General features: G+C 66.7%; 21 protein-coding genes and 1 tRNA gene. 11 read left to right on the forward strand and 11 right to left on the reverse strand.

Translation table 11 applies throughout. The features are described from left to right. Positions 1-68 precede the first annotated feature (68 nt). Complete coding sequence (locus tag KPL74_09970) at positions 69-1,376, reverse strand: Nramp family divalent metal transporter (GenBank protein QWT22316.1); 1,308 nt, start codon at positions 1,374-1,376, stop codon at positions 69-71. A gap of 129 nt (positions 1,377-1,505) precedes the next feature. Here KPL74_09970 and KPL74_09975 point away from each other — a divergent pair, with 129 nt between their 5' ends. Beyond that, on the forward strand, positions 1,506-1,946 hold the full coding sequence (locus KPL74_09975; GenBank protein QWT22317.1) for a hypothetical protein: 441 nt from the start codon (positions 1,506-1,508) through the stop codon (positions 1,944-1,946). Between the two features lie 21 nt (positions 1,947-1,967). Further along, positions 1,968-2,621: a response regulator transcription factor gene (locus tag KPL74_09980; protein QWT22318.1), complete on the forward strand. Its 654-nt coding sequence runs from the start codon at positions 1,968-1,970 to the stop codon at positions 2,619-2,621. On the opposite strand, the gene KPL74_09985 is transcribed toward KPL74_09980, so the two are convergent. Further along, complete coding sequence (locus KPL74_09985; protein QWT22319.1) at positions 2,618-5,251, reverse strand: PAS-domain containing protein; 2,634 nt, start codon at positions 5,249-5,251, stop codon at positions 2,618-2,620. The two genes, KPL74_09980 and KPL74_09985, sit on opposite strands and share 4 nt — an antisense overlap. Positions 5,252-5,367: 116 nt before the next feature. On the opposite strand from KPL74_09985, the gene KPL74_09990 reads away from it, so the two are divergent. The 4 genes from KPL74_09990 to KPL74_10005 are packed head-to-tail and all read left to right on the forward strand — an operon-like array spanning position 5,368 to position 9,561. Then, the gene (locus KPL74_09990; protein ID QWT22320.1) at positions 5,368-6,702 is read left to right on the forward strand and encodes a dicarboxylate/amino acid:cation symporter; all 1,335 of its coding nucleotides are present in this window, start codon (positions 5,368-5,370) and stop codon (positions 6,700-6,702) included. Next, positions 6,699-7,742 (forward strand): alpha/beta hydrolase, encoded by a 1,044-nt coding sequence (locus KPL74_09995; protein ID QWT22321.1) that lies wholly within the window; start codon positions 6,699-6,701, stop codon positions 7,740-7,742. The genes KPL74_09990 and KPL74_09995 overlap by 4 nt, the downstream gene beginning before the upstream one ends. A 22-nt stretch (positions 7,743-7,764) precedes the next feature. After that, complete coding sequence (locus KPL74_10000; protein QWT22322.1) at positions 7,765-9,261, forward strand: OprO/OprP family phosphate-selective porin; 1,497 nt, start codon at positions 7,765-7,767, stop codon at positions 9,259-9,261. A 57-nt stretch (positions 9,262-9,318) separates the two neighbouring features. Next, positions 9,319-9,561 carry a hypothetical protein gene (locus tag KPL74_10005; GenBank protein QWT22323.1) on the forward strand — a complete coding sequence of 81 codons (243 nt, stop codon included), beginning with the start codon at positions 9,319-9,321 and terminating at the stop codon, positions 9,559-9,561. 15 nt (positions 9,562-9,576) lie between these two features. Here KPL74_10005 and KPL74_10010 read toward each other — a convergent pair whose 3' ends face one another. Together KPL74_10010 and KPL74_10015 are read right to left on the reverse strand one after the other, a co-directional pair. Further along, positions 9,577-9,804: a hypothetical protein gene (locus KPL74_10010; protein QWT22324.1), complete on the reverse strand. Its 228-nt coding sequence runs from the start codon at positions 9,802-9,804 to the stop codon at positions 9,577-9,579. Between the two features lie 324 nt (positions 9,805-10,128). Continuing rightward, positions 10,129-10,359, reverse strand: coding sequence for a hypothetical protein (locus KPL74_10015; protein QWT22325.1), 231 nt, complete (start codon positions 10,357-10,359; stop codon positions 10,129-10,131). 156 nt (positions 10,360-10,515) lie between these two features. Between KPL74_10015 and KPL74_10020 the strand changes: the two genes are divergently transcribed. Then, positions 10,516-11,685, forward strand: coding sequence for a GAF domain-containing sensor histidine kinase (locus tag KPL74_10020; protein QWT22326.1), 1,170 nt, complete (start codon positions 10,516-10,518; stop codon positions 11,683-11,685). On the opposite strand, the gene KPL74_10025 is transcribed toward KPL74_10020, so the two are convergent. Further along, positions 11,680-12,681 carry a hypothetical protein gene (locus KPL74_10025; GenBank protein QWT22327.1) on the reverse strand — a complete coding sequence of 334 codons (1,002 nt, stop codon included), beginning with the start codon at positions 12,679-12,681 and terminating at the stop codon, positions 11,680-11,682. The two genes, KPL74_10020 and KPL74_10025, sit on opposite strands and share 6 nt — an antisense overlap. A 125-nt stretch (positions 12,682-12,806) precedes the next feature. On the opposite strand from KPL74_10025, the gene KPL74_10030 reads away from it, so the two are divergent. Further along, positions 12,807-13,301 (forward strand): MarR family transcriptional regulator, encoded by a 495-nt coding sequence (locus KPL74_10030; GenBank protein QWT22328.1) that lies wholly within the window; start codon positions 12,807-12,809, stop codon positions 13,299-13,301. Between the two features lie 2 nt (positions 13,302-13,303). Here the strand turns inward: KPL74_10030 and KPL74_10035 are convergent, their stop codons facing one another. Then, positions 13,304-14,164: a hypothetical protein gene (locus KPL74_10035; GenBank protein ID QWT22329.1), complete on the reverse strand. Its 861-nt coding sequence runs from the start codon at positions 14,162-14,164 to the stop codon at positions 13,304-13,306. 208 nt (positions 14,165-14,372) lie between these two features. Then, positions 14,373-14,462 (reverse strand) — tRNA-Ser (locus KPL74_10040). A 144-nt stretch (positions 14,463-14,606) separates the two neighbouring features. On the opposite strand from KPL74_10040, the gene KPL74_10045 reads away from it, so the two are divergent. After that, positions 14,607-15,314: a protein phosphatase 2C domain-containing protein gene (locus tag KPL74_10045; GenBank protein QWT22330.1), complete on the forward strand. Its 708-nt coding sequence runs from the start codon at positions 14,607-14,609 to the stop codon at positions 15,312-15,314. A gap of 18 nt (positions 15,315-15,332) precedes the next feature. On the opposite strand, the gene dnaQ is transcribed toward KPL74_10045, so the two are convergent. From dnaQ to KPL74_10060, 3 genes are read right to left on the reverse strand one after another with little or no spacing between them, the layout of a single operon-like run. Further along, entirely contained in the window at positions 15,333-16,058 is a 726-nt protein-coding gene (gene dnaQ / locus KPL74_10050) for a DNA polymerase III subunit epsilon (protein ID QWT22331.1), read from the reverse strand. Further along, entirely contained in the window at positions 16,055-16,510 is a 456-nt protein-coding gene (gene rnhA, locus KPL74_10055) for a ribonuclease HI (GenBank protein QWT22332.1), read from the reverse strand. Before rnhA ends, dnaQ begins: the two co-directional genes overlap by 4 nt. A gap of 15 nt (positions 16,511-16,525) precedes the next feature. Next, positions 16,526-17,218, reverse strand: a complete 693-nt coding sequence (locus KPL74_10060) for a class I SAM-dependent methyltransferase (protein QWT22333.1) — start codon at positions 17,216-17,218, stop codon at positions 16,526-16,528. Between the two features lie 167 nt (positions 17,219-17,385). Between KPL74_10060 and gloB the strand changes: the two genes are divergently transcribed. Then, positions 17,386-18,153 (forward strand): hydroxyacylglutathione hydrolase, encoded by a 768-nt coding sequence (gene gloB / locus KPL74_10065; protein QWT22334.1) that lies wholly within the window; start codon positions 17,386-17,388, stop codon positions 18,151-18,153. Further along, positions 18,150-19,439: a transglycosylase SLT domain-containing protein gene (locus KPL74_10070; GenBank protein ID QWT22335.1), complete on the forward strand. Its 1,290-nt coding sequence runs from the start codon at positions 18,150-18,152 to the stop codon at positions 19,437-19,439. Before gloB ends, KPL74_10070 begins: the two co-directional genes overlap by 4 nt. Before the next feature lie 116 nt (positions 19,440-19,555). Here the strand turns inward: KPL74_10070 and KPL74_10075 are convergent, their stop codons facing one another. Beyond that, positions 19,556-20,779 (reverse strand): trans-2-enoyl-CoA reductase family protein, encoded by a 1,224-nt coding sequence (locus tag KPL74_10075; GenBank protein QWT22336.1) that lies wholly within the window; start codon positions 20,777-20,779, stop codon positions 19,556-19,558. Positions 20,780-20,904 lie beyond the last annotated feature (125 nt).

Genomic DNA, 20,904 nt, shown 5'->3' on the forward strand with positions numbered 1-20,904 from the left:
CCCCTGGCCAGTCGCTTACGCGCAGCTGACCCGCGATACGCCAGCGCGCATGCGTGGCCGACGGCGGATCACAGCGTGATCAGGTCGAACGTATCCAGCAACAGCACGACGTTCAGCGCCAGCACCAGCAGAGCGGCGACGAGGGCCACCGCGATGACCGGCCGGCGCAGGGCGAACGCGCCCATGATCCGTCGCCGGGCGGAGAACCACACCAGGGCGCCCATCGGGAACGGCAGGGCGATGCTCAGCGCCACCTGGCTCAGCACCAGGGCGCGGGTCGCATCGACCCCGGCCAGGACCACGATGAAACTCGGCACCATCGTCACCGCGCGCCGCAGCCACAGCGGGATGCGGAAGTCGACGAAGCCCTGCATGATCATCTGGCCGGCCATGGTGCCGACCACCGAACTGGAAAACCCGGAGGCGATCAGCGAGACGAGGAAGATCGTCGCCGCGGCTCCGCCCAGCAGCGGCACCAGCGTCTGGTACGCCGTTTCGATTCGGGCGACGTCGGGATGGCTGCCGTGGAATGCGCTGGCCGCCATGATCACCATGGCCAGGTTGATCAGGCCGGCGACGGCAAGCGCGAGCACCACTTCCAGGTTGGACAGGTGGATGATCCGGCGGCGCTCGACGTCGGTCGTCGCTTTCACCCGTCGCTCGGTCAACCCCGAATGCAGGAACAGCGCATGCGGCATCACGGTCGCGCCGATGATGCCAACCGCCAGGGCCACGGCCATGCCATCCGGAAGGTCGGGCTTGAAGATGTGCAGGCCGACCGCGGCCCAGTCCACCGGGGCGATGAACAATTCGACCAGGTAAGACAGCCCAACCACCCCGACCAGGGCGCCGATGGTCATCTCCAGCCGACGGGCACCGCGCCCTTCGAGCAGTAGCAGGACATAGGTGACCACGCCGGTGATGCACATGCCGACCAGCAGCGGCAGGTGGAACAGCAGCGACAGGCCGATCGCACCGCCAAGGAACTCGGCCAGGTCGGTGGCCATCGCGGCCAGTTCGCTGACCACCCACATCACCCACACCAGCGGCCGTGGCAGGTGTTGACGGCAGAGTTCGGCCAGGTTGGAGCCGGTGACGATGCCGATCCGTGCCGACAGGCTCTGGAACAGCATGGCAACGAGGTTGGCGAGCAGCACCACCCAGAGCAGCGCGTAACCGTAGCGCGCGCCCGCCTGGATGTTCGTCGCAAAGTTACCGGGATCGATGTAGGCGACCGAGACCACCACGGCAGGCCCGGCGAAGGGCGCCAGCGCGGCCAGCCCCCGGCGTCGACCGTGCAAGACATCCTGCATGACCTTGGCGTCGCGAGCCTGCCTGACTTCTTCTCTCACCCTGCCGCCTGCGTGTACGCACATCGCGTTCACATACATTACAGCCGTCGCGACGTGCAGGGGGCGTGGATTATCCCGCGGCTGAACAGCTTCCCCGGCTTCGCAGGCCTTCCACGCGGGCCGGCCTATACCTGCCCTCTCGCCGGAGCCGCCATGACCACCATTCCCCGCAACATCCCCCGGATCACCGGATTCACCGCCGCCCACCAGGACGACATCGGTTACTGCGTGCTAGCCGATTTGGACGCGCTACCGGCCGAACGCTGGCTGGCCCTGTTCGCCGCCCGCTGCCAGGAAGCCTTTGCCCGGCATACCTCGCCCGACATCCGCTGGGCTGAGGGCCAGGTGTGGTTCCGGGTGCCATCGGAGAGCCTCGTGGAAGAGTACGCGCGGCTGATGGTGCAGGCGGTCAACGCGGCCGGGGCGGACGAGGCGGAGCAACAGCAACTGGAAGTCGAACGGGCGCAGTCCCTCGCGCGCAAGGCCCACGACCTGGACGACCTGCTCAATGGCATCAATGCGTCGCTGCCCGAATGGAGCAGGATCGCATCGGCGCCGCCCGCGGCCACCTCGGCAGAGCAGCCGGCCGCCTGAAGGACGCTACACTCCCGGCCCATGTCACTGAATTTGCTGATCGCCGACGACCACCCGATGTTCCGTGGTGCCCTGCTGCATGCACTCGCCGGCCTGCTGGCCGAAGGGCGCGCGCTGGAAGCGGGCAGCCACAGCGCGATGGAAGCGGTGCTTGCCAGCGGCGAGGCGGTCGACCTCGTACTGCTCGACCTGACCATGCCGGGCGCGATGGGCTTTTCGTCCCTCCTCTGGCTACGCGGCGAGCACCCCGACATCCCCGTGCTGGTGGTCTCCTCGAACGACCATCCGCGCAATGTGCGCCGCGCCCAGCAGTTCGGTGCGGCCGGCTTCGTTTCCAAATCCGCCCCGGCCGACGTGTTGCGCGACGCGGTCAGCACGGTGATGGGCGGTGGCACGGCCTTCATCGGTGCCAGGGCCGAGCGCAGCGACGAGGACGCGAAGCTGGCGGCGCGCCTCGCCAGCCTCACCCCGCAACAGTTCCGCGTGCTGATGTTGCTGGCCGAGGGGTTGCTCAACAAACAGATCGCCAGCGAACTGGGCCTCGCGGAGAACACGGTGAAGATCCACGTCACCGCGGTTCTCTCCAAGCTCGACTGCCGCTCGCGCACGCAAGCCGCCGTTTTGGTGAAATCGCTGGACATCGACGAAGGTGTCGAAGGCTCGCACCCGGGCTAGCCGGCCACCATCAACAGGCGCGTCAGGACGGCACGCAGCCGCGCCGGCGCCAGCGGCTTCACCAGATAACGCAAGCCGGCCGCCATGCCGCGTTCGATGTCGGCCTGGCCAGGCGCCAAGGCCATCAAAACGGTCGGGGGCAGCCGGCCCCAGCGCGATGCCAGCGCATCGCGCAGCGCTTCGGTCGACTGTCCATCGAGGGGATCGTCCAGCAGCAAGAGCGCCGGCGGGTCGTCGGTTTCCGCGTGACGCAACGCACCGCGCGCGGTGCCGGTCCCCGACACCTCGCAACCCCACGATGCCAGCAAGTCCAGGGTGCGCTGGCGGCTCGCCGGATCGGCATCCACGACCAGCACCCGCTTGCCGACGAAGGGCGATTCGTCGTCGCCCTCCTCCATCCGTTCGCCGGCACCCACCTCGTCGCGCGCCAGCGGCACGCTGATCGAGAACACGCTGCCACGGCCTTCCCATGAGCGTACGCCGACACGCACACCCAGCAGGCGGCCAATCCGGTCCACGATGGACAGGCCCAGGCCCGCGCTGCGGCCGTCGCGGTCGACGCCGTTGTCCAGGCGCAGGAACTCGTCGAAGATCGCCCGCGTCTTCGCTTCGGGAATGCCGACACCGGTATCCCACACTTCCACCCGGGCATCGTCGCCATCGCGACGGACGCCGAGCAGCACGCGCCCGCGCGGCGTGTAATGGATGGCATTCGAAAGGAAGTTCTGCAACACCCGGCGCAGCAACAGCGGATCGCTGCGCACGACCAGCCGCGAAGGCACGTAGCGCAATGCGAGGCCACGGGTCGCCGCGAGCACGCCGGATTGGCGGGCAAGCTCGCGTAGCAGGGGGTCGAGCGGCACCGATGCCATGCGCGGCGCCAGCGCCCCACCCTCCAGCCGCGAGATGTCGAGCAGGCTGGCCAGCAGTTCATCCTGGGTATCCAGCGCGCTGCGCACGCGCTCCAGCAGGTCGCGCTGTTCCCCGTCCAGCCGTGCATCGGCCAGGCTACCCACGAACATGCGCGCGGCGTTCAACGGTTGCAGCAGGTCGTGTACGGCGGCCGCGACGAAGCGCGTCCGCGAACGGTTGGCGCGCTCTGCCTCGGCCCTGGCGTCGCTGAGGTCACGCGTACGTTCTTCCACCCGCCGCTCCAGCGTGCTGGCCAGCGTGCGCAACTCGCGCGCCGTGGCCTTATACGCCGTGATGTCGGCATAGCTGGTGACGAAGCCACCGTCGGGCAGCGGGTTACCCCGGATTTCCAGCGTGGTGCCATCCGGGCGCTCCCGCTCATACATGTGCGGACTGCCTGCGCGCAGGTACTGCAGCCGCCGCTCGATGGCCTCGTCGGTATCGCCGGGGCCGAGCAGGCCACGCCGCGCGTTGAAGCGAAACATGTCTTCGATCGGCCGCCCCACCTGCATGTAATCGTCGGGGAAGCCAAAGATCTGCTGGTAGCGCGAATTCCACGCGACCAGGCGCAGCTGCGCGTCGACCACGCTTACCCCTTGCGGCAGGTGCTCGAGGTTGCCGTGTCCACCCTGCGCGGCCTCGTTGGCCGCGGCCACCACGCTGTCCTGTGCAGAGCGCAGCGCCGAGGCGTGGTGCGCCACCATCCGTTCGAGCTCGTCGCGGCTACGCTGGCGCAGGCGTGCCAGGCGCACGCGCTGTTGCAGGAACAGGCCGAAGAACAGCAATGGCAACCATGCGGCGAGCACGGCAAGCACCGCATTGCGCGCCGCGACCTGCGCGGGGCGCGCGTCGGCGAGCAGGTGCAGCGTCCAGGCCTGGCGTGGCATGTCGAGTGAACGCCAGACGACGTCGTGCGCGAGCCGCGGCGCATCGACCCGAACACGCACGGCACCGCCACCCGCCGGGCCAAGCACGTCACGGGCGACGCTGCGCAGCGGCCGGTCGCCATACTGCCGCGTGTTGCCCAGGTCGGCATTTTCCGACGCCGAGAGCGGATGCAGCGTGCGATACATCCACGCATCGCCACCGTTGCCAAGGAAGACGATGCCGTGCGCATCGGAAAGCAGCACGAGGTCACCGCCACGCGACCAGTCGTCGCGCAGGCCATCCAGCGTGATCTTCAGCACGACCACGCCCACGTGGCGTCCCGCATCGTCGTCGACGGCCTGCGCGATGAAATAGCCGGCTACGTTGGTCGACACGCCCAGTGCATAGAACGTGGCGTGGCCATCGCGCATGGCCTCGCGGAAGTACGGGCGGAAACCGTAGTCCAGGCCGACATTGCTCTCCGGCGTGTTCCAGTTGTTCGCCGCGATGGCGTGGCCGGTGCGGTCGATCAGGGTGAGCGTCGATGCGCGCACCGCCCCGTTGGCCCGGCCGAGCTTCGCGTTCAGCGCAGCTTCGTCGGCCGCGCCGGCGTCCCCGGCCAGCGTGGTGCGCAACTCGGGATCGAGCGCGAGAACCGTCGGCAGCACGCGATAGCGATCGATCAGGCGCTGCACGGCCAGCGCGTGCAGGTTGAGCCGATCCGCAGCGCCGTCGCCGATGCCTGCCAGCGCCCGGCGCCATGCGACCCATCCGCCCAGCGCCGCGCTTCCCGCCACCAGCAGTAGCACGATCAGGGGAAAAACGAGGCGGCGCAGTCGGTTTCGGGCCATGGGCAGGGCTCGATGGTCGCATACCGGGAGGCCATCTAGCCGGAATGTGCTATGGGGCCACGGGCCGCGGCGCGTTACAAAACCGCCACACGCGAAACCGCGACCCAGACCTGCCCATGCATACCCCGACCGCCACCCCTGCTGCCACGCCCCTGCCGTTCTACCGCCAGACCTACGTGCAGGTGCTGTTCGCCATCGCGCTGGGCGCCGTGATCGGCCACTACTGGCCCAGCTTCGCCGAATCGCTCAAGCCGCTGGGCGATGCCTTCATCAAGCTGGTGAAGATGATCATCGCCCCGGTGATCTTCCTCACCGTGGTGACCGGCATCGCCGGCATGCCGCACCTCAACGCGGTGGGCCGGGTGGTGCTCAAGGCCATGGCTTACTTCCTGGTGTTCTCCACGCTGGCGCTGGTGGTGGGCATGGTCGTCGCCAACGTCGTGCAACCGGGTGCGGGGCTGAACATCGATGCCGCCTCGCTGTCGACGAAGGAGATCGCGACCTATGCCTCGAAGGCGCACGACATCTCCCTGACCGGGTTCCTGCTCGACATCATCCCCGACACGGTGGTCGGCGCGTTCACCTCGGGCAACATATTGCAGGTGCTGCTGTTCGCCGTGCTGTTCGGCATGTCGCTTACCCTCGCCGGCGAGCGCGCGCGGCCCGTGGTGGCGTTCTTCGAGGCGATGACGGCACCGGTGTTCACCCTCGTCCACCTGCTGATGAAGGCGGCGCCGGTCGGTGCATTCGGCGCGATCGCCTTCACCATCGGCCGCTACGGCATCGGTTCGCTGTCCAACCTGCTGTTCCTCGTGGCCACGTTCTACGCCACGGCGCTGCTCTTCATCGTGGTCGTGCTCGGCAGCGTGGCGCGGCTCATCGGCTTCTCGATCTTCCGGCTGCTGCGCTACCTGAAGGCCGAACTCCTGCTGGTGCTCGGCACGTCGTCGTCGGAGGCCGCCCTGCCCTCGCTGATGGAAAAGATGGAACGGGCCGGCTGCAACAAGTCGGTGGTCGGCCTGGTCGTGCCGACCGGCTATTCGTTCAACCTCGACGGCACCAACATCTACATGACCCTGGCGGCCCTGTTTATCGCGCAGGCGACCAACACGCCGCTGACGCTGGGCGAACAGGTCGCGCTGCTGCTGGTCGCCATGGTCAGTTCCAAGGGTGCCGCGGGCGTGACCGGCGCGGGTTTCGTCACGCTGGCCGCCACGCTCTCGGTCGTGCCCTCGCTGCCCGTCGCCGGCATGGCACTCATCCTCGGCGTCGATCGCTTCATGAGCGAATGCCGCTCGCTCACCAATTTCATTGGCAATGCAGTGGCCACCATCGTGGTCGCGCGCTGGGAAGGTGCGCTCGACCGCGACGCGCTCGATGCCGCCCTTTCGCCGCGTGCCACCGGCACCGCCACGCCATCGCTCGTCGTCAACCAGGGGGATTCACCATGACGCCTTTTCGTGCCGCGCTGCTCAGCGCCGCCGTCGCACTCGCCTGCCTCGGGACGCCTGCGGCGCAAGCCGCGCCCGATGCCGCACAACCGGTAACGTATCCGCTGTGGCCAGGCACGCCGCCCGGTGGCGGTGGACCCTCGGGGCCGGAACGCATCGGCCAGTCCGGCACGGGCGTGGGCGCGGTCTCGAACATCAGCCGCCCGCGCATCGAGGTGTACAAGCCGGCGCATCCGAACGGCGCCGCGGTGCTGCTGATCGGCGGCGGCGGTTATTTCCGGATCGGCATCGGCCATGAAGTGATGCCGACGGCGAAGTGGCTGGCAGCCCTCGGCGTGACACCGGTGGTGTTGTATTACCGCCTGCCCGCGGACCGCTGGCCCGCGGCGGCACCCTTCCAGGACGCCCAGCGCGCCATGCGCCTGCTGCGTGCCCATGCCGGCGAGCTGGGCATCGACGCGAAGCGCATCGGCGTGCTCGGTTTCTCCGCGGGCGGCAACCTCGCGGGCATCGCCGAAACGCGTTTCGCCGATACGTTCTATCCCGCCGTGGATGACGCCGACCGCTTGTCGGCACGGCCGGACTTCGCCGCGCTGATCTATCCCGTGGTGTCGCTGCAGAAGCCCTACGACACCACCCGTTCCAGCCGCGAACTGGCGACGCAGTCCGATGCCGTGCAGGCGTATTCGGTGGAGCTGCATGTCACCCACGACACCCCGCCAACCTTCCTCGCCCAGGCGGCCGACGACCCGATCGCCAACATCGGCAATAGCCTGGTGATGTTCGACGCGCTCCACCGCAACGCCGTGGATACCGAAATGCACGTGTTCGACACGGGCGGCCACGGTTGGGGGCTGGGCGATCCCGGCTCGGCACCGTCGGCATGGCCGCGGCTGTTCGCCGCGTGGGCACGCCGTGCCGGCTTCTTCCAGGGCGTCGACACCGGTCCGTTCGCCGCGTCGCCAGGCGCAGCGCCCGTGCGTGCGCCAGCCGGTGCGACCGATGCGTCGGCCGCCGACGACAGCAACGACGACAACTGACCGGACGACGAGACCAATGACCATGAAGTCCCGCCTTTATCCGGCGCTGGCTGCCGTGCTGTTCGCCAGTGCGTCGTCCCCGCTGCTCGCCGCCGAACACCAGGTAACCAATGCCGAGCTGCTGAAACTCATCAAGGCGCAGGCGGGTGAAATCGCCGAGCTCAAGCAACGCCTCGCCGCGGTGGAACACGGCCAACCCGCGATGGCCACCGCGTCGACGAACGCCGCCGCCGGACAGGTGGTATCCACCACTGGCGAGGATGCCAAACGACAGGCCCAGGTCGACGCCGCGATCGCCGATACCCGCGAGAGCGAACTGGCCGTGGCCCAGGCCCGTGGCACCGGCGCCACGGCGGCGGGCGGCGGCAGCACCCGCTGGGGTCGCGGCAACGAAGCCGGACCGACGTTCCGCAGCGACGACGGGTTCTTCTCGTTCAAGCCGGATGGCCGCCTGCTGATCGACTTCACCCGCACCGCTGGATCGCAGTACGAAACACGCAACATCAGCGGCGCGCAGATCACCAGCGCCCGGCTCGGTGGCGAAGGCACCATCGGCGCGCTGGGTTACCACGTCGAGGCCGATTTCGCCGACAACGTCGTCGCCCTGCGCCAGACCTACCTGACCTACGCAACGAAGCTGTTCGGCAACACGACGAAGTTCTACCTCGGTAACTTCCTGAAGGATCTCGGCACCGAGGGCTCGTCCGAATCCGCGCGCGTGCCCTTCATGCTGCGCAACGCGGCGACGGCGGTCGGCCAGCCCGTGGTCAGCTACTTCGGCATGGGTGGGCAGATGCGGATGTATGGCAGCAACTGGCACTACAGCCTGTCGATCAACGGCAACGCGCCGAACAGCTCTACCTCCGGCAGCGCGACCGACAGCACCACCTACCTGACCCGCGCGCACTGGAACCCGTGGAAAACCCAGGACGGCTTCCTGCATGTTGGCGCCTGGTACTACTACGAGAAGATCAGCAACGGCGTCGCCAGCATCAACAACACGCCGGCCATCGCGCTGGACTACAACGACAACCTCGCGGTGTCGGCCAGTTCCATCGCCAATCCCACGCAGGACCGCGGCAAGGGCTACGAGCTGGGCGGCGTGCTGCGCAACTTCTGGCTCATGACCGAGTACGGCAAGCGCACGATCGACTCCAGCACGGCCGATTCGGTGACCCGGCATGGCTCATCGTTCGCGGCGGGCTGGATGATCACCGGCGAGGCGCCGGGCTTCTCCAGCCGCTCGGGCAGCTGGAAGGGCGTGAAGGTGAACCATCCGGTGACCTCCGGCGGCTGGGGCGCGTTCGAGCTCGCCGGTCGTGTAGACCACTACGACTACGCCGACGCCCCGCGTGGCGGCACGGGCAAGAGCTACACGCTGGGGATGAACTGGTACCTCAACGACTGGTCGCGGCTGATGCTGAACTGGGTCCACTGGAACACCGACAACAAGGTCGGCAGCTTCCAGGGCCCGGATGCAGGCAACTCCATCGGCATGCGGGCGCAGGTGGTCTTCTAGGCTAAAGCTGGCGCGCAATCCGCCGATGTCATTGCCATACCCAGGGATGTCCATGCCATGCCGGTCCAGCACGCCCGCCACCAGAACCTGCGCAAAGTCCTCGCCCAGCTCGACGCCGAAGGGATCGTCGGCTACGCCGAGCAGGCCCTGCATATCGGCAATGTCACCGCCGGCAAGCTGGCGGCCATGGACCAGGGCGGCACGATCGACGTGCTGTTCTCGGAGCATGTGGAGTGGGTGCTGCACCGGCGCCGCGGCTGGATGGACGAGCTGCACGAGAACGACCCGCTCGAGGCCTGATCGTTCCGGACCGGGTCAAGGCGCCGGCGGGTTTCCGCGGGCGATCCTCAGCACCGGCATGCCCTTCATCACCGCCATCGCGATGAACTCGACCGCGTTGACCACGGCCCATAGCGCCGTGGCCCAGCCCGGCCAGGTGGGCAGCGTCGCCGCAGCGACGATGAAGAGCGCGATGGCGGCCACCTTGAACACCAGGTCGCTGGCGGCCGGCGGCCTGACGGCGAATGTCACCCTTCGACGCATGGCCCCCTCGATCCTGGACATGGCTGCGACCGTTGCAGATAAAGCCTTGATATTCCCGATGTCTTCCGCTGTCGATAGACCAGCAGAACTAGGCCGGGAAGGCATCGTGTCCACGGGGAGCGGCAAGTCGCTGAGCGGAACGGTGACGGGCACGGGACGAGCTCAGGGTGGGATGGCGCGCATCATCACCTGTTCCGGGCGGGCATGCCTTTCCAGCGGCTTTCCTGCGCATGACAGCACGCCAATTCGTGACGGAGATCACAAACGAGGGCTTGCATGGTGCTTACCGCCCCTCGCCTGGCGCGGGGCGAGGTGCGGGCTGACTTAGCTCAAAGGGGTGTGCACCGGTGCCCAGCCGCCCGAGATCGTCTCTTTCAGGACGTCACAGATGCCCGTCGCGCGCAGGCGCGAGGCGGTTTCCAGGGCAAAGGCGACGGCTCGACCTTCGGTCGGAAACGTCTCGAAGGTGCCGCCGGGGGTCAAAACGCGCCACGCGCGCTCGTTGATCGCGGGGTAGAAGATGAAGATACGGCGCCGGCCGACGGCGGCGTTCACTTGCGGTGGTCCACGTTCATTCAACAGCCCTCAACCAATCGTCAGGTGTCTCACGGACAGGGTTAAGCGCCTGTGATCCGCGTCGCAGTCTGCGAACCCGCTGCGATCCCGTATCATGAACGGATGCCCAATAGCCCTCGCCCGACTCCCCTGACCGTGGATGCCTCCGTCGAGGCGATCCAGGCCCTCTCGATCGTGCCCAAGGTGCTGGAGACGGTGTGCAAGGTCACGGGCATGCGCTTTGCCGCCATCGCCCGGGTGACCGACGACCGCTGGACTGCCTGCGCCGTGCTCGACCACCTGGATTTCGGCCTCAAGCCGGGCGGCGACCTGGTCCTGGATTCGACGATCTGCGACGAGATCCGTGTCCACCACCAGCCGGTGATCTTTGGCGACGCCAGCCGCCATCCCGTCTTCTCCACCCACCATACGCCGCGGATCTACGGCCTGCAGAGTTATGTGTCGGTGCCGATCATGGTCGACGGCGACACGTTCTTCGGCACCCTCTGCGCGATCGACAGCCAGCCCCGCGATTTCGACGAGGGGACCATCGTCGCGACCCTGACCCTGTTCGCCCAACTCATCGCCTCGAACCTTGCGCTGCAGGATCGGGCGATGGTCGCCGAGGATGCCCTGCGAACCGAGCTGGACACCGGGACCTTGCGCGAGCAGTTCCTCGCCGTGGTCGGCCATGACCTGCGCAGCCCCCTGCAAGGGGCACGCCTCGCCGCGGAACAGCTCGCCGACCTGCCGCAGACCGACCGCGGCCAACGGCTGGTGCGCCTGCTCGCGCTCAGCGTCGGGCGCATGTCCGGGCTCATCGACGACATCATGGATTTTGCCCGTGGCCGCCTCGGCGGCGGCGTCGAGATGGACCTGCGCGAGCGCTCGGACCTGCAGGCGGTGATCGTCTCCGCGGTCGAAGAGGTATGCCAAGGCCAGCCTCACTGCGAGATCGTCATCGAAGGCGCCATCGACGGCGTCGTTCGCTTCGACGGCAAGCGCATGCGCCAGCTCCTGGCTAACCTGCTCAACAATGCGGTGGCCCACGGTGACCCGACCGAACGGATCCGCGTGCACTGCGCGTCGCGCATCGACACGGTCGACATCAGCGTGGCGAACCAGGGCAAGCCGATCCCGGCGGACATCCTGCCCCGGTTGTTCGAACCCTTCGTCCGGCCGGAAGAAACGTCACCACGCCCGGGCCTTGGTCTTGGGCTTTACATCGCCTCGGAGATTGCCAGGGGCCATGCGGCGGCCATCCGGGTGAGTTCGACCCGCGAGGACGGGACGGTGTTCACGGTGCATCTGCCGCGCGGGTCATGAATCCAGTAGCGAGGGCATGAAAACGTCCTCGATGCCGAAGCGTTTTGACGTGAGTCCCTGCTCGTGGTGATAGCGCAGGATGGCGTCGAGCGCGGCACGGTTCGCCTCGATCCCGTAGGGCCACCAGTCGTCGCCCAGCAGCTCGCGATTCCGGGCGACCAGTCCCGTCAGCCACGGCTGCATCGTGTCCATGTTGTTGAACGTCATGCCTCTCACATAGCGCTCCCCGGCAGCATCCTTCGCGGCGCAGAAGCCACGGTAGATCGACTTAACCAACGCGGGATCCGCCTCGGCGAGTTCGCGGGTCACGACCACCGTGTGCATGATCGGGAAGATGCCGGTGCGCTGGTAGTACGTGCGCTCCATGGCCTCATGGTTTTCGAACAGGTGCCCCACGCGTGGCGATCCGGCCAGCACGCAACGCGGGATGTCCGCCGAAATAAGCGCATCGATCTCGCCCGCTTCGAGCAGTTCACCAAGGTCCACGTCCTTTGGCGCGTATTCAACCTCGACGCCGTCGGGCACGGGGCGCGGCACGAAGTCGATCGGATCCATCGGGAAGTCGATGCCGCCGATGAGCCAGCGACTTTGCCCGGGTTTCCAGTCGGATTGGTCGGCGAGGATGCCCTTCGACATCACGCCCGAGTCATGCCCGTAGAGCGCCAGTTCGCCGATCCGCTTGCCGGCGAGGTCTTCGGGCCGCCTGATGCCACTGGCCTTGTTCACGTAGATCGCCGCGTGGCGGAACGCGCGGTTGGGAAAAACGGGGATGGCGACGAACGGTGATTCCCCCTGCGCGAACGTGCGCAGGTAGTAAGTCATGCCGAGCTCGGATACGTCGCAGGCACGCCGACGGACCATCTTCTCGAAGATCTGCGTGACGATCCGGTCGGAATGGAAGGTGGCATCGACACCCTCGATAGCGACGCTGCCATCGGCAAGGGCGCGGGTGCGGTCGTAGTTCCAGAACGCGATGTCTAGCTTGCGGCTGCGCATGGGCGGTCCTCCACGGGGAAAGCCTGATGCGTAGATCATAAATACGTTTATATTAAGAAGGTGTCGTCGATGCGTTAGTGCACGGCCCACCCTTGCCGACCCCGCAAAGGTTACGATCCAGACACATGACCCCCGATCCGCGCACCCTGAAGAAGCTATTCGCCAACGTGTCCCTTGGGGCACCGGAAAATGCCGTCGGCTTCGTGTTGTGGCGCGTCGTGCATCGTTACCAGCGTGAAATCGATCGCGTCCTTGCGCCCCTCGATCTCACCCACCTGCAATTCACCACGCTCGCCATGGCAGCATGGCTCTGCCAGTCGAATGGGCCGACCACGCAAACGGCGGTGGCACAGGCCGCCGAGATCCACCCCATGCAGGTGTCCCTGATGCTCAAGGCGCTGGAAGCCAAGGGCATGATCGTGCGCGAGCGCAGCACCAGCGACGTACGCGCCAAGGTGATCCGCATGACCAGCGCAGGCGTGGCTGCGCTACGACGCGCCATGCCGCTCGCCATCAAGGTACAGGTGGACATGTTCGGCGATGAGGGCGCCGTCGGCGGCGGACTACTTGAAACGCTGAATCGTGTTGAGCATCGAGCGCGACAGTCGGACGATTCGTAGGCTCAGCGCACTGCGCTACCAGTCGAAGCCGAGGCCGGGGGCGGTGGTGCGACGTCCGACTGGCTTTCATCGTTGACTGGGTTCGAATGCCCGCGGTTCCCAACCAGGGACGACATCGCCGCGCCCCCGGTGAGGAGGGCGCTCGCAAGCATCAGCATGCCCCAGACTCGATGCTTCCAGTGCACGAGGTCGTCGACCTTGCCGATCACAGTGTCGACCTTGACCTCAAGGACGTCGACACTACCGCCCAGGACCTCGACACGACCTCCCAGTACGTCCACACGACCACACAGCTCGTGAACTGTATCGTTCATGCCATCAACCTTGTCGCTGAGCTTTTCGACCTTTGCTTCGAGATCCCTGTTGGCTCTGGTCAGCCGCACATCGACCCCGTTGATGGCCGTGGTCAAACGCCTTTCGACTCCATTCATCGCATCCGTTAGCCGCGACTCGACGCCCTCGATCGCCTTGGTCATTCGGCCCTCGACGCCCTCGATGGCGTCGCTCAAGCGCGAATCGACCTGCCGCAGTGAAGCGGAGAACGCCGCAAGCGACCGGTCGAGCGACTCGGCGTGTCGCGCGGCCGCTTCCGCCTGCGCCGCAGCATGTCGCGCAGCGGCCTCCGTCTGCGCAGCCGTATGTCGCGACTCGGCCTCCTTCTGCGCCGCCGTGTGTCGTGCTTCTGCTTCCTTCTGCGCCGCCGTGTGTCGCGCATCCATGCTCTTCAGCGATTCAGCCCACTGCTGGCCAGTTGCCTTCCTTGCCTCGATAAGATCCAAGGTGCGCTGGTCGACGCGCGCCAGTGTCGATGCGATGCTCGCCAGCATGTCACTGCTGATCTCGGAATACGCCGCTGTCGTCATGTGTTTCTCCCGGAAGGCGCACGCAAAGTGCACGCCAGGCGCCAAGATTAAAACGGCACGACGCGTTCGGAACTCAAGGTTTTCAGTGATTTGCGTCAGCCGACACTGAGCGATGGGTAGGCCAATACCTACATACGTTCGTGATTTGTAGGGCGCTGGAAAAACAAAAGCCCCGCATCGCTGCGAGGCTTTCGTAATCACTGAATAATGGCGGAGAGGGAGGGATTCGAACCCTCGGTACGCTTACACGTACGCCTGATTTCGAGTCAGGTACATTCGACCACTCTGCCACCTCTCCGCAGGGTCGACGGCAGGCCGCGAGGCTCACCGAGTCGGCAATGATAGTGGGTCTTCCGTGCCGTGACAACAGGCTTTTGATGCGGCATCCTGCCAACGCATCCGGGGCTTTCCAGGCCCCCTACCCCAGCTGCCCAGGCCCTTCATGATCGAGTTCGGACACGGCACCCACACAGGTCTTCGCCGCCTGCGTAACGAAGATAGTTACTACGCCGACGCTGGCCTGGGCCTGTTCCTGGTCGTCGATGGCATGGGCGGGCACCAGCATGGCGAAGTGGCCTCGGCGATGGCCCGCGACGGCGTCGTCGCCCAGGTCACGGCCGGTCAGTCATTGGTTGATGCGATCCAGCGGGTCAACGAAGCACTGATCGCCCGCTCCAGCGGTTTGAAGGAGTCGCGGCCGATGGGCACCACCATCGCGGCCATCCGCGTGTCGGGTCGCTCGTATGAAGCAGCGTGGGTCGGTGACAGCCGCATCTATCGCTGGAGCCATGGCGCCCTGGAGCGCCTCTCGCACGACCACTCGATCGTCGAAGCACTGGTCGAAACCGGCGAGCTGACCGAAGCACAGGCGCGCAGCCATCCGCAGCGAAGCGTGCTGACCCAGGCACTCGGAATCACCGCACCCGACCAACTGCACATCGGCCTCGCGCGGGGCGAGCTGGCTGCCGGCGGACGGCTCCTGCTGTGCACCGACGGCCTGACCGACGAAGTGACCGACGCGCGGATCGCCGAGCTCGTGGCGCGGACGGACATCGCCGCCCAGGAGTGTGTCGATCACCTCGTGCTCGAAGCGCTGGCGGGCACCGGTCGCGACAACATCACCGCGATCCTGGTGCGCGCCGCGGGCTAGCCCGCAAGGCAGCAGCCCTTAGTGGACGGTGTCGGCGGCGTCCAGCTGCCGCCAGATCGCCTGGCCACCGGACGACTTGTCCAGCGCATCCAACCGCTGCGCATGCAGCGCCAGTTCCTCGTCGTTGGCGCGCAGCACGACGGGACGACGATGGATGACGATCTCGCCAAGCGCATTGGCCGCGTTGGCCTCCGCACCGGGGTCGAAGACGAAATCCAGGCCGACCTGGCCCGAGGTCATCGCGACATAGACATCCGCCAGCAGCTGGGCGTCGAGCAGGCCGCCGTGGAGATCGCGATGGGTATTGTCGACGCCGAGGCGCTTGCACAGCGCATCCAGGCTATTGCGCTGGCCCGGGTACATCGTGCGCGCCATCGCCAGCGTGTCGAGCACGGTCGCATGGTCGGTGACCACGCCGTACTGCGGGCCCAGGCGCTGCAGCTCCGCATTGATGAAGCCCACGTCGAACGCCGCGTTGTGGATGATCAGCTCGGCGCCCTTGATGTAAGCGAGGAACTCATCGACCTTGTCGCGGAACAACGGCTTGTCGAGGAGGAATTCGTCCTCGATGCCGGTCACCGCACGCGCGCCTTCGTCGATGGCGCGTTGCGGATTCAGGTAGGTATGGAAATGGTTGCCCGACGGCCGGCGGCCGATCAGTTCCACCGCGCCGATTTCAATCAGGCGGTGGCCAAGGTGAGCCTCGAGGCCGGTGGTTTCGGTATCGAGGACGATCTGCCTCATGCCACCTGCCCCTTCGCCTTGTAGATCAGCGCCTGGTCGCGCGCAGCCACGTCCACGCGTTCGTTTTCCACATGGCCGGCGTGGCCCTTCACCCATTCCCACGTCACCGTGTGGGACGCCGTGGCCGCGTCGAGGCGGAGCCACAGGTCCTGGTTCTTGACCGGCTTCTTGTCGGCGGTGAGCCAGCCGTTCCGGCGCCACTTGGGCACCCACTCCTGCAGGCCCTGCATGACGTACTTCGAATCGGTCATCAGGTGCACCTTGCAAGGGCGGCTGAGCGCTTCCAGGGCGGAGATCGCGCCCATCAGCTCCATGCGGTTGTTGGTAGTGTCCGGTTCGCCGCCGGAGAGCATCTTTTCCATGCCCTTGGCGCGTAGCAGTGCGGCCCAGCCACCGGGACCGGGGTTGCCCAGGCAGGCGCCATCGGTAAAGGCTTCAACAAGATCGGTCATGGACAGGTATCGACTTCAGGAAATGTGTTCACGGGCGTGGCGGCGCGCGCCGGACGCAAAGGTTCCGGGTATCGGCGCAGGCACCGCCGCGGGGCGGGGGCGCAAGGGTACCGCCGCCGGACGTTTTTTGCGCGCGACCAGCAGATAGCCGCCGCCGACCATCGACTCACCGACCGGCGAGCCGCCGATGCGCGGCCAGGCACTGCCGAGGCGCCGCGGCATCGATAGCTCGAAATCGTCGCGCACGAGGCGCTGGCTCCACCACCACGGCCAGGTCAGGCGTGGCCGGGCGCCGCGGCTCTGCCTGGCGACCCACGGCGACCACAGCCCCAGCGGATGGATGCCGGTGATTGCGATCATCCCGCCCGGCTCGAGTACACGAATCGCCTCATCGAGCAGGTTGTCCTGGCGCACGGTGGTTTCCAGCGCATGGCGCAGCAGGACCACTCCAAACGCCTCGTCGGTGAACGGCAGGGGCTCCAGGCCACTGGCCAGCACGTCGCCACCCAAGGCAGCGCCGGCGACCCGCACGGTGGCCCAGTGGCCCAGCAGGGGGATGGCCGGCGCCTCGGCGCCGAGGGCCGCCGTCAGATGCAGCCCGTGCTCGCCCGTGCAGCGGTTCAACAGCGGCGCGAGCACCCGGTTCTCGTCCGCAAGAAGCTTGCGGACATGTGGCGTCGCATAGATGTCGGAGACGAAGGTGGGCATGTAGGACGAGTGTAGTGAGGTTGAACGCCCTCCGCATCGTTAACAACTGGCTAACGAGTGGGATATACCCGGCTGATATAGTCCGGCCGCCCCACCCCTGCCAGCCCGGCAGGGTCGCGGCCAAAACCTGGGTGTTCGCGCCCTATCGACGTCACGGAGTTCGCCCGATGCAATGGGTTCCCGTCGCGGCCTTGAGCGACAACTACATCTGGCTGGTCGCCGATGACGAAGGCAACGCTTTCGTCGTGGATCCCGGTGAAGCCGCCCCCGTCGAAGCTGCGCTGCAGGCGCGCGGCTGGACGTTGCGCGCGATCCTGCTCACGCATCACCACAACGACCACATCGGCGGCGTGTTCGACCTCGTGCGCGACCACGACATCGAGGTGATCGCGCCGCTCGATACGCGCATTCCTTACAAAACGCAGATCGTGGGCCAGGGCGATACCGTCGTGCTGGATAGCCCGCATGCCACGTTCCAGGTGCTCGAGGTGCCGGGCCACACCACGTCGCACATCGCCTACGCCGGCGAAGGCTTCCTGTTCTGTGGCGACACGCTTTTCAGCGTCGGCTGCGGTCGTCTCTTCGAAGGCACGCCGGAGCAGATGCTGGCCTCGCTGGACAAGTTCGCCCATTTGCCGCCGGAGACCCTGGTCTGCTGCGCGCATGAATACACCGCGTCGAACATCCGCTTCGCGCTCAGCGTGGATCCGGAGAACGACCCCCTGCGCCGCCGTCGTGACGAGGTGGCGCGCCTGCGCGAGGAGGGCCGCCCCAGCGTGCCCAGCCGCCTCGCCGACGAGCTCGCCACCAACCCCTTCCTGCGCGTGGACAGCGAGGCTGTCGCCCGCTGGGCCGTGGCCCATGGCAAGGAACACGCCACGCGGGCGGAGCGCTTTGCCGCGCTACGCCAGGCCAAGGACACCTTCACCGCATGAATCCACTGGTACGCCGGCTGTTGCCGACCCTGATACCCCTCGCACTCAGTGCCTGCGCCGGCACGCCGCCACGCGCGATCGGCCCGCTGGCCACGCCCGCCGCGCCGTCCACCATCGATACGGTGCAGGACGTGAACATGTCGCCCAAGCTGGCGCGGCCTGCCCCGCCGGCCGACTTCTGGGGCGACATGCGCGACAGCTTCGCCATGCCCGGCTGCGAGGCCGACCCGCAGGTGATGGCCTGGGCGCGTACCTACACGAAGATGCCGAACCGCTTCGAACAGCAGATCAACGAAGTGCTTCCGCTGATCGTCTACGCGCACAAGTCGGCGATGCAGCACAGCGTGGCCGGTGAGTTCGCCCTGTTGCCGTGGGTGGAAAGCCAGTATCGCCACGTGCCCGGCGCGAAGAACCGCCCGGCCGGCATGTGGCAGATCATGCCGCAGACGGCGCACACCCTTGGCTTGCGCGTGGACAAGAATTACGACGAGCGCCTGGACATCACCAAGTCGACCGAGTCGGTGATGTCGATGATGCGCCGTTACTACGACGACCTGGGCGACTGGCGCCTGGTCGACGTGGCCTATAACGCCGGCGAGTTCGGCCTGAAGAAAACCATCGACAAGCATGGCGGTCCCACGGCCTACGACGGCCTGCCCGACGTGCCGATGAAGGCGAACACCCGCGAACACCTGGTCAAGCTCATGGCGATCGCCTGCGTCGTGCGCGACCCGGCCCGCTTCAACGTGCAGCTGCCGAAGCAGGATCGCGACGACGCGCTGCAGGTGGTGAAGGTCGACAATCCGCAGTCACTCGCCCAGGCGGCGAAACAGTCGGGCCTGTCGATGAACGACCTGCGCGATTTCAACCCGGCGTTCCGCACCACCCGGGGCACGATCACCTCGTCGCTGCTGCTGCCGAAGACGGCAGCCGACCAGTACAAGCTGGGACCGGTGGATCCGGTCGCCGACCTGCCTGCCGCGCAGGCCGACGACGACGCCGTCGCCGATGCTGCGCCGGCCAGGGCGGCCACGGGCAAGGCGACGAAGGGCTCATCCAAGGCGTCGAAGCCTGCAAGGAATGCGAAGACGCTGGCGAAGGCATCGGGCAAGCCGGCGAAGAAAGACGAAGCGAAGACCATCGTCTACAAGGTCAACAACGGCGAATCGCTGTGGACCATCGCGCGCCGCCACCAGGTCAGCGTGGAACAGCTGATGAAGTGGAACGACCTGGACACCGCCGCCGTGAAGCCCGGCCAGGTCCTCAAGCTCACCGCCTCCCGGTAATCGACAGCCGCCCACTCATGTAGGAGCGCGCCTGCGCGCGAAAGGCATCCACTGCCGCCCACGCATGCAGGAGCGCGCCTGCGCGCGATGGGGTCCATCGCGCGCACCGGTGTCGATCAGAGCTGGACGACGTCCCACTGCACGTCGGGACTGACATCGGCGGCGTAATCCACGCCCTCGACCTCGAACCCGAACAGCTTGATGAAGTCGTGCTTGTAGCCGGCGTAGTCGGTGTCGTCCCACAGGTTCTGCGTGGTCACCGTCGGCCAGAGCGCCTTGCACTCGTCCTGCACGTCGTCACGCAGCTCCCAATCGTCCAGGCGCACGCGGCCTTCCGCATCGGTTTCGGCCGGTTTGCCGTCGGTGCGATAGAGGCGATCGTGGAACAGGCGATTGATCTGTTCGATCGTGCCCTCGTGGATGCCCTTCGCCTTCATGATCTTGAAGACCATCGACACGTAGAGCGGGATCACCGGGATGGCCGAGCTGGCCTGGGTGACCACCGACTTCATGACGCCGACGTACGACCGCAGGTTGAGGCCTGCATGGCGCTCGCCAAGCGACTTCGCCGTGCGGTCCAGGTGCTGCTTGGCCTGGCCCAGCGTGCCGTGCCAGTAGATCGGCCACGTGATCGAGGTACCCACGTAGCTGTAGGCGATCGTGGTGGCGTTGTCGGCGAGCACGCCGGCCTCGGCCAGCGCATCGATCCACAACGTCCAGTCCTCGCCACCCATGACGGTCACGGTGTCCTGCACTTCCTGCGGATTCGCCGGCTCGACGGTGGCCTGGATCACTTCGTTCTTGTTGGTGTCGACCGACGATGCGGTGAACGTCTCGCCCATCGTCTTCAGGGCCGAACGCACCAGCGTGCCAGGTTCGCCCATCGCCGTGCCTTCGGGCAGCTTGCGCACCGGGGAGGCCAGCGAATAGACGACGAGGTCGACCTTGCCGCCCATCTCGTTCCTGATGATCTCGATGGCCTTCGCGCGGGTCTCGTTGGCGAAGGCGTCGCCGTTGATCGACTTCGCGAACAGGCCAGCCTCGCGGGCGAGGCGATCGAAGGCGCTGGCGTTGTACCAGCCGGCCGTGCCGGTCTTGGCATCGCTGGACGGCTTCTCGAAAAACACACCCAGGGTCGCGGCACCGTGGCCGAAGGCCGCGGTGATGCGCGACGCCAGGCCGTAGCCGGTGGACGAGCCGATCACCAACACGTTCTTCGGACCATCGGCGAAGCTGCCGCTGGCCCTGGTGATGGCGATCTGCTCTTCGACATTCTTCGCACAGCCGACCGGATGGGCGGTGGTGCAGATGAAGCCACGAACCTTGGGTTGGATGATCACGGGTTGTCCCTTTGACGCGGTAAGACCGCCATTCTAAATCGGGACGTGGTCCATGCGCTGCCGCATGTTAAAGCCGGGGATCGACCGGCCAGCCCGGCTGGAAAGCCTAGGCAAAAAAAACCCCG

The organism is Bacillus sp. NP157, assembly GCA_018889975.1.
In the GTDB taxonomy this organism is placed as follows: domain Bacteria; phylum Pseudomonadota; class Gammaproteobacteria; order Xanthomonadales; family Rhodanobacteraceae; genus Luteibacter.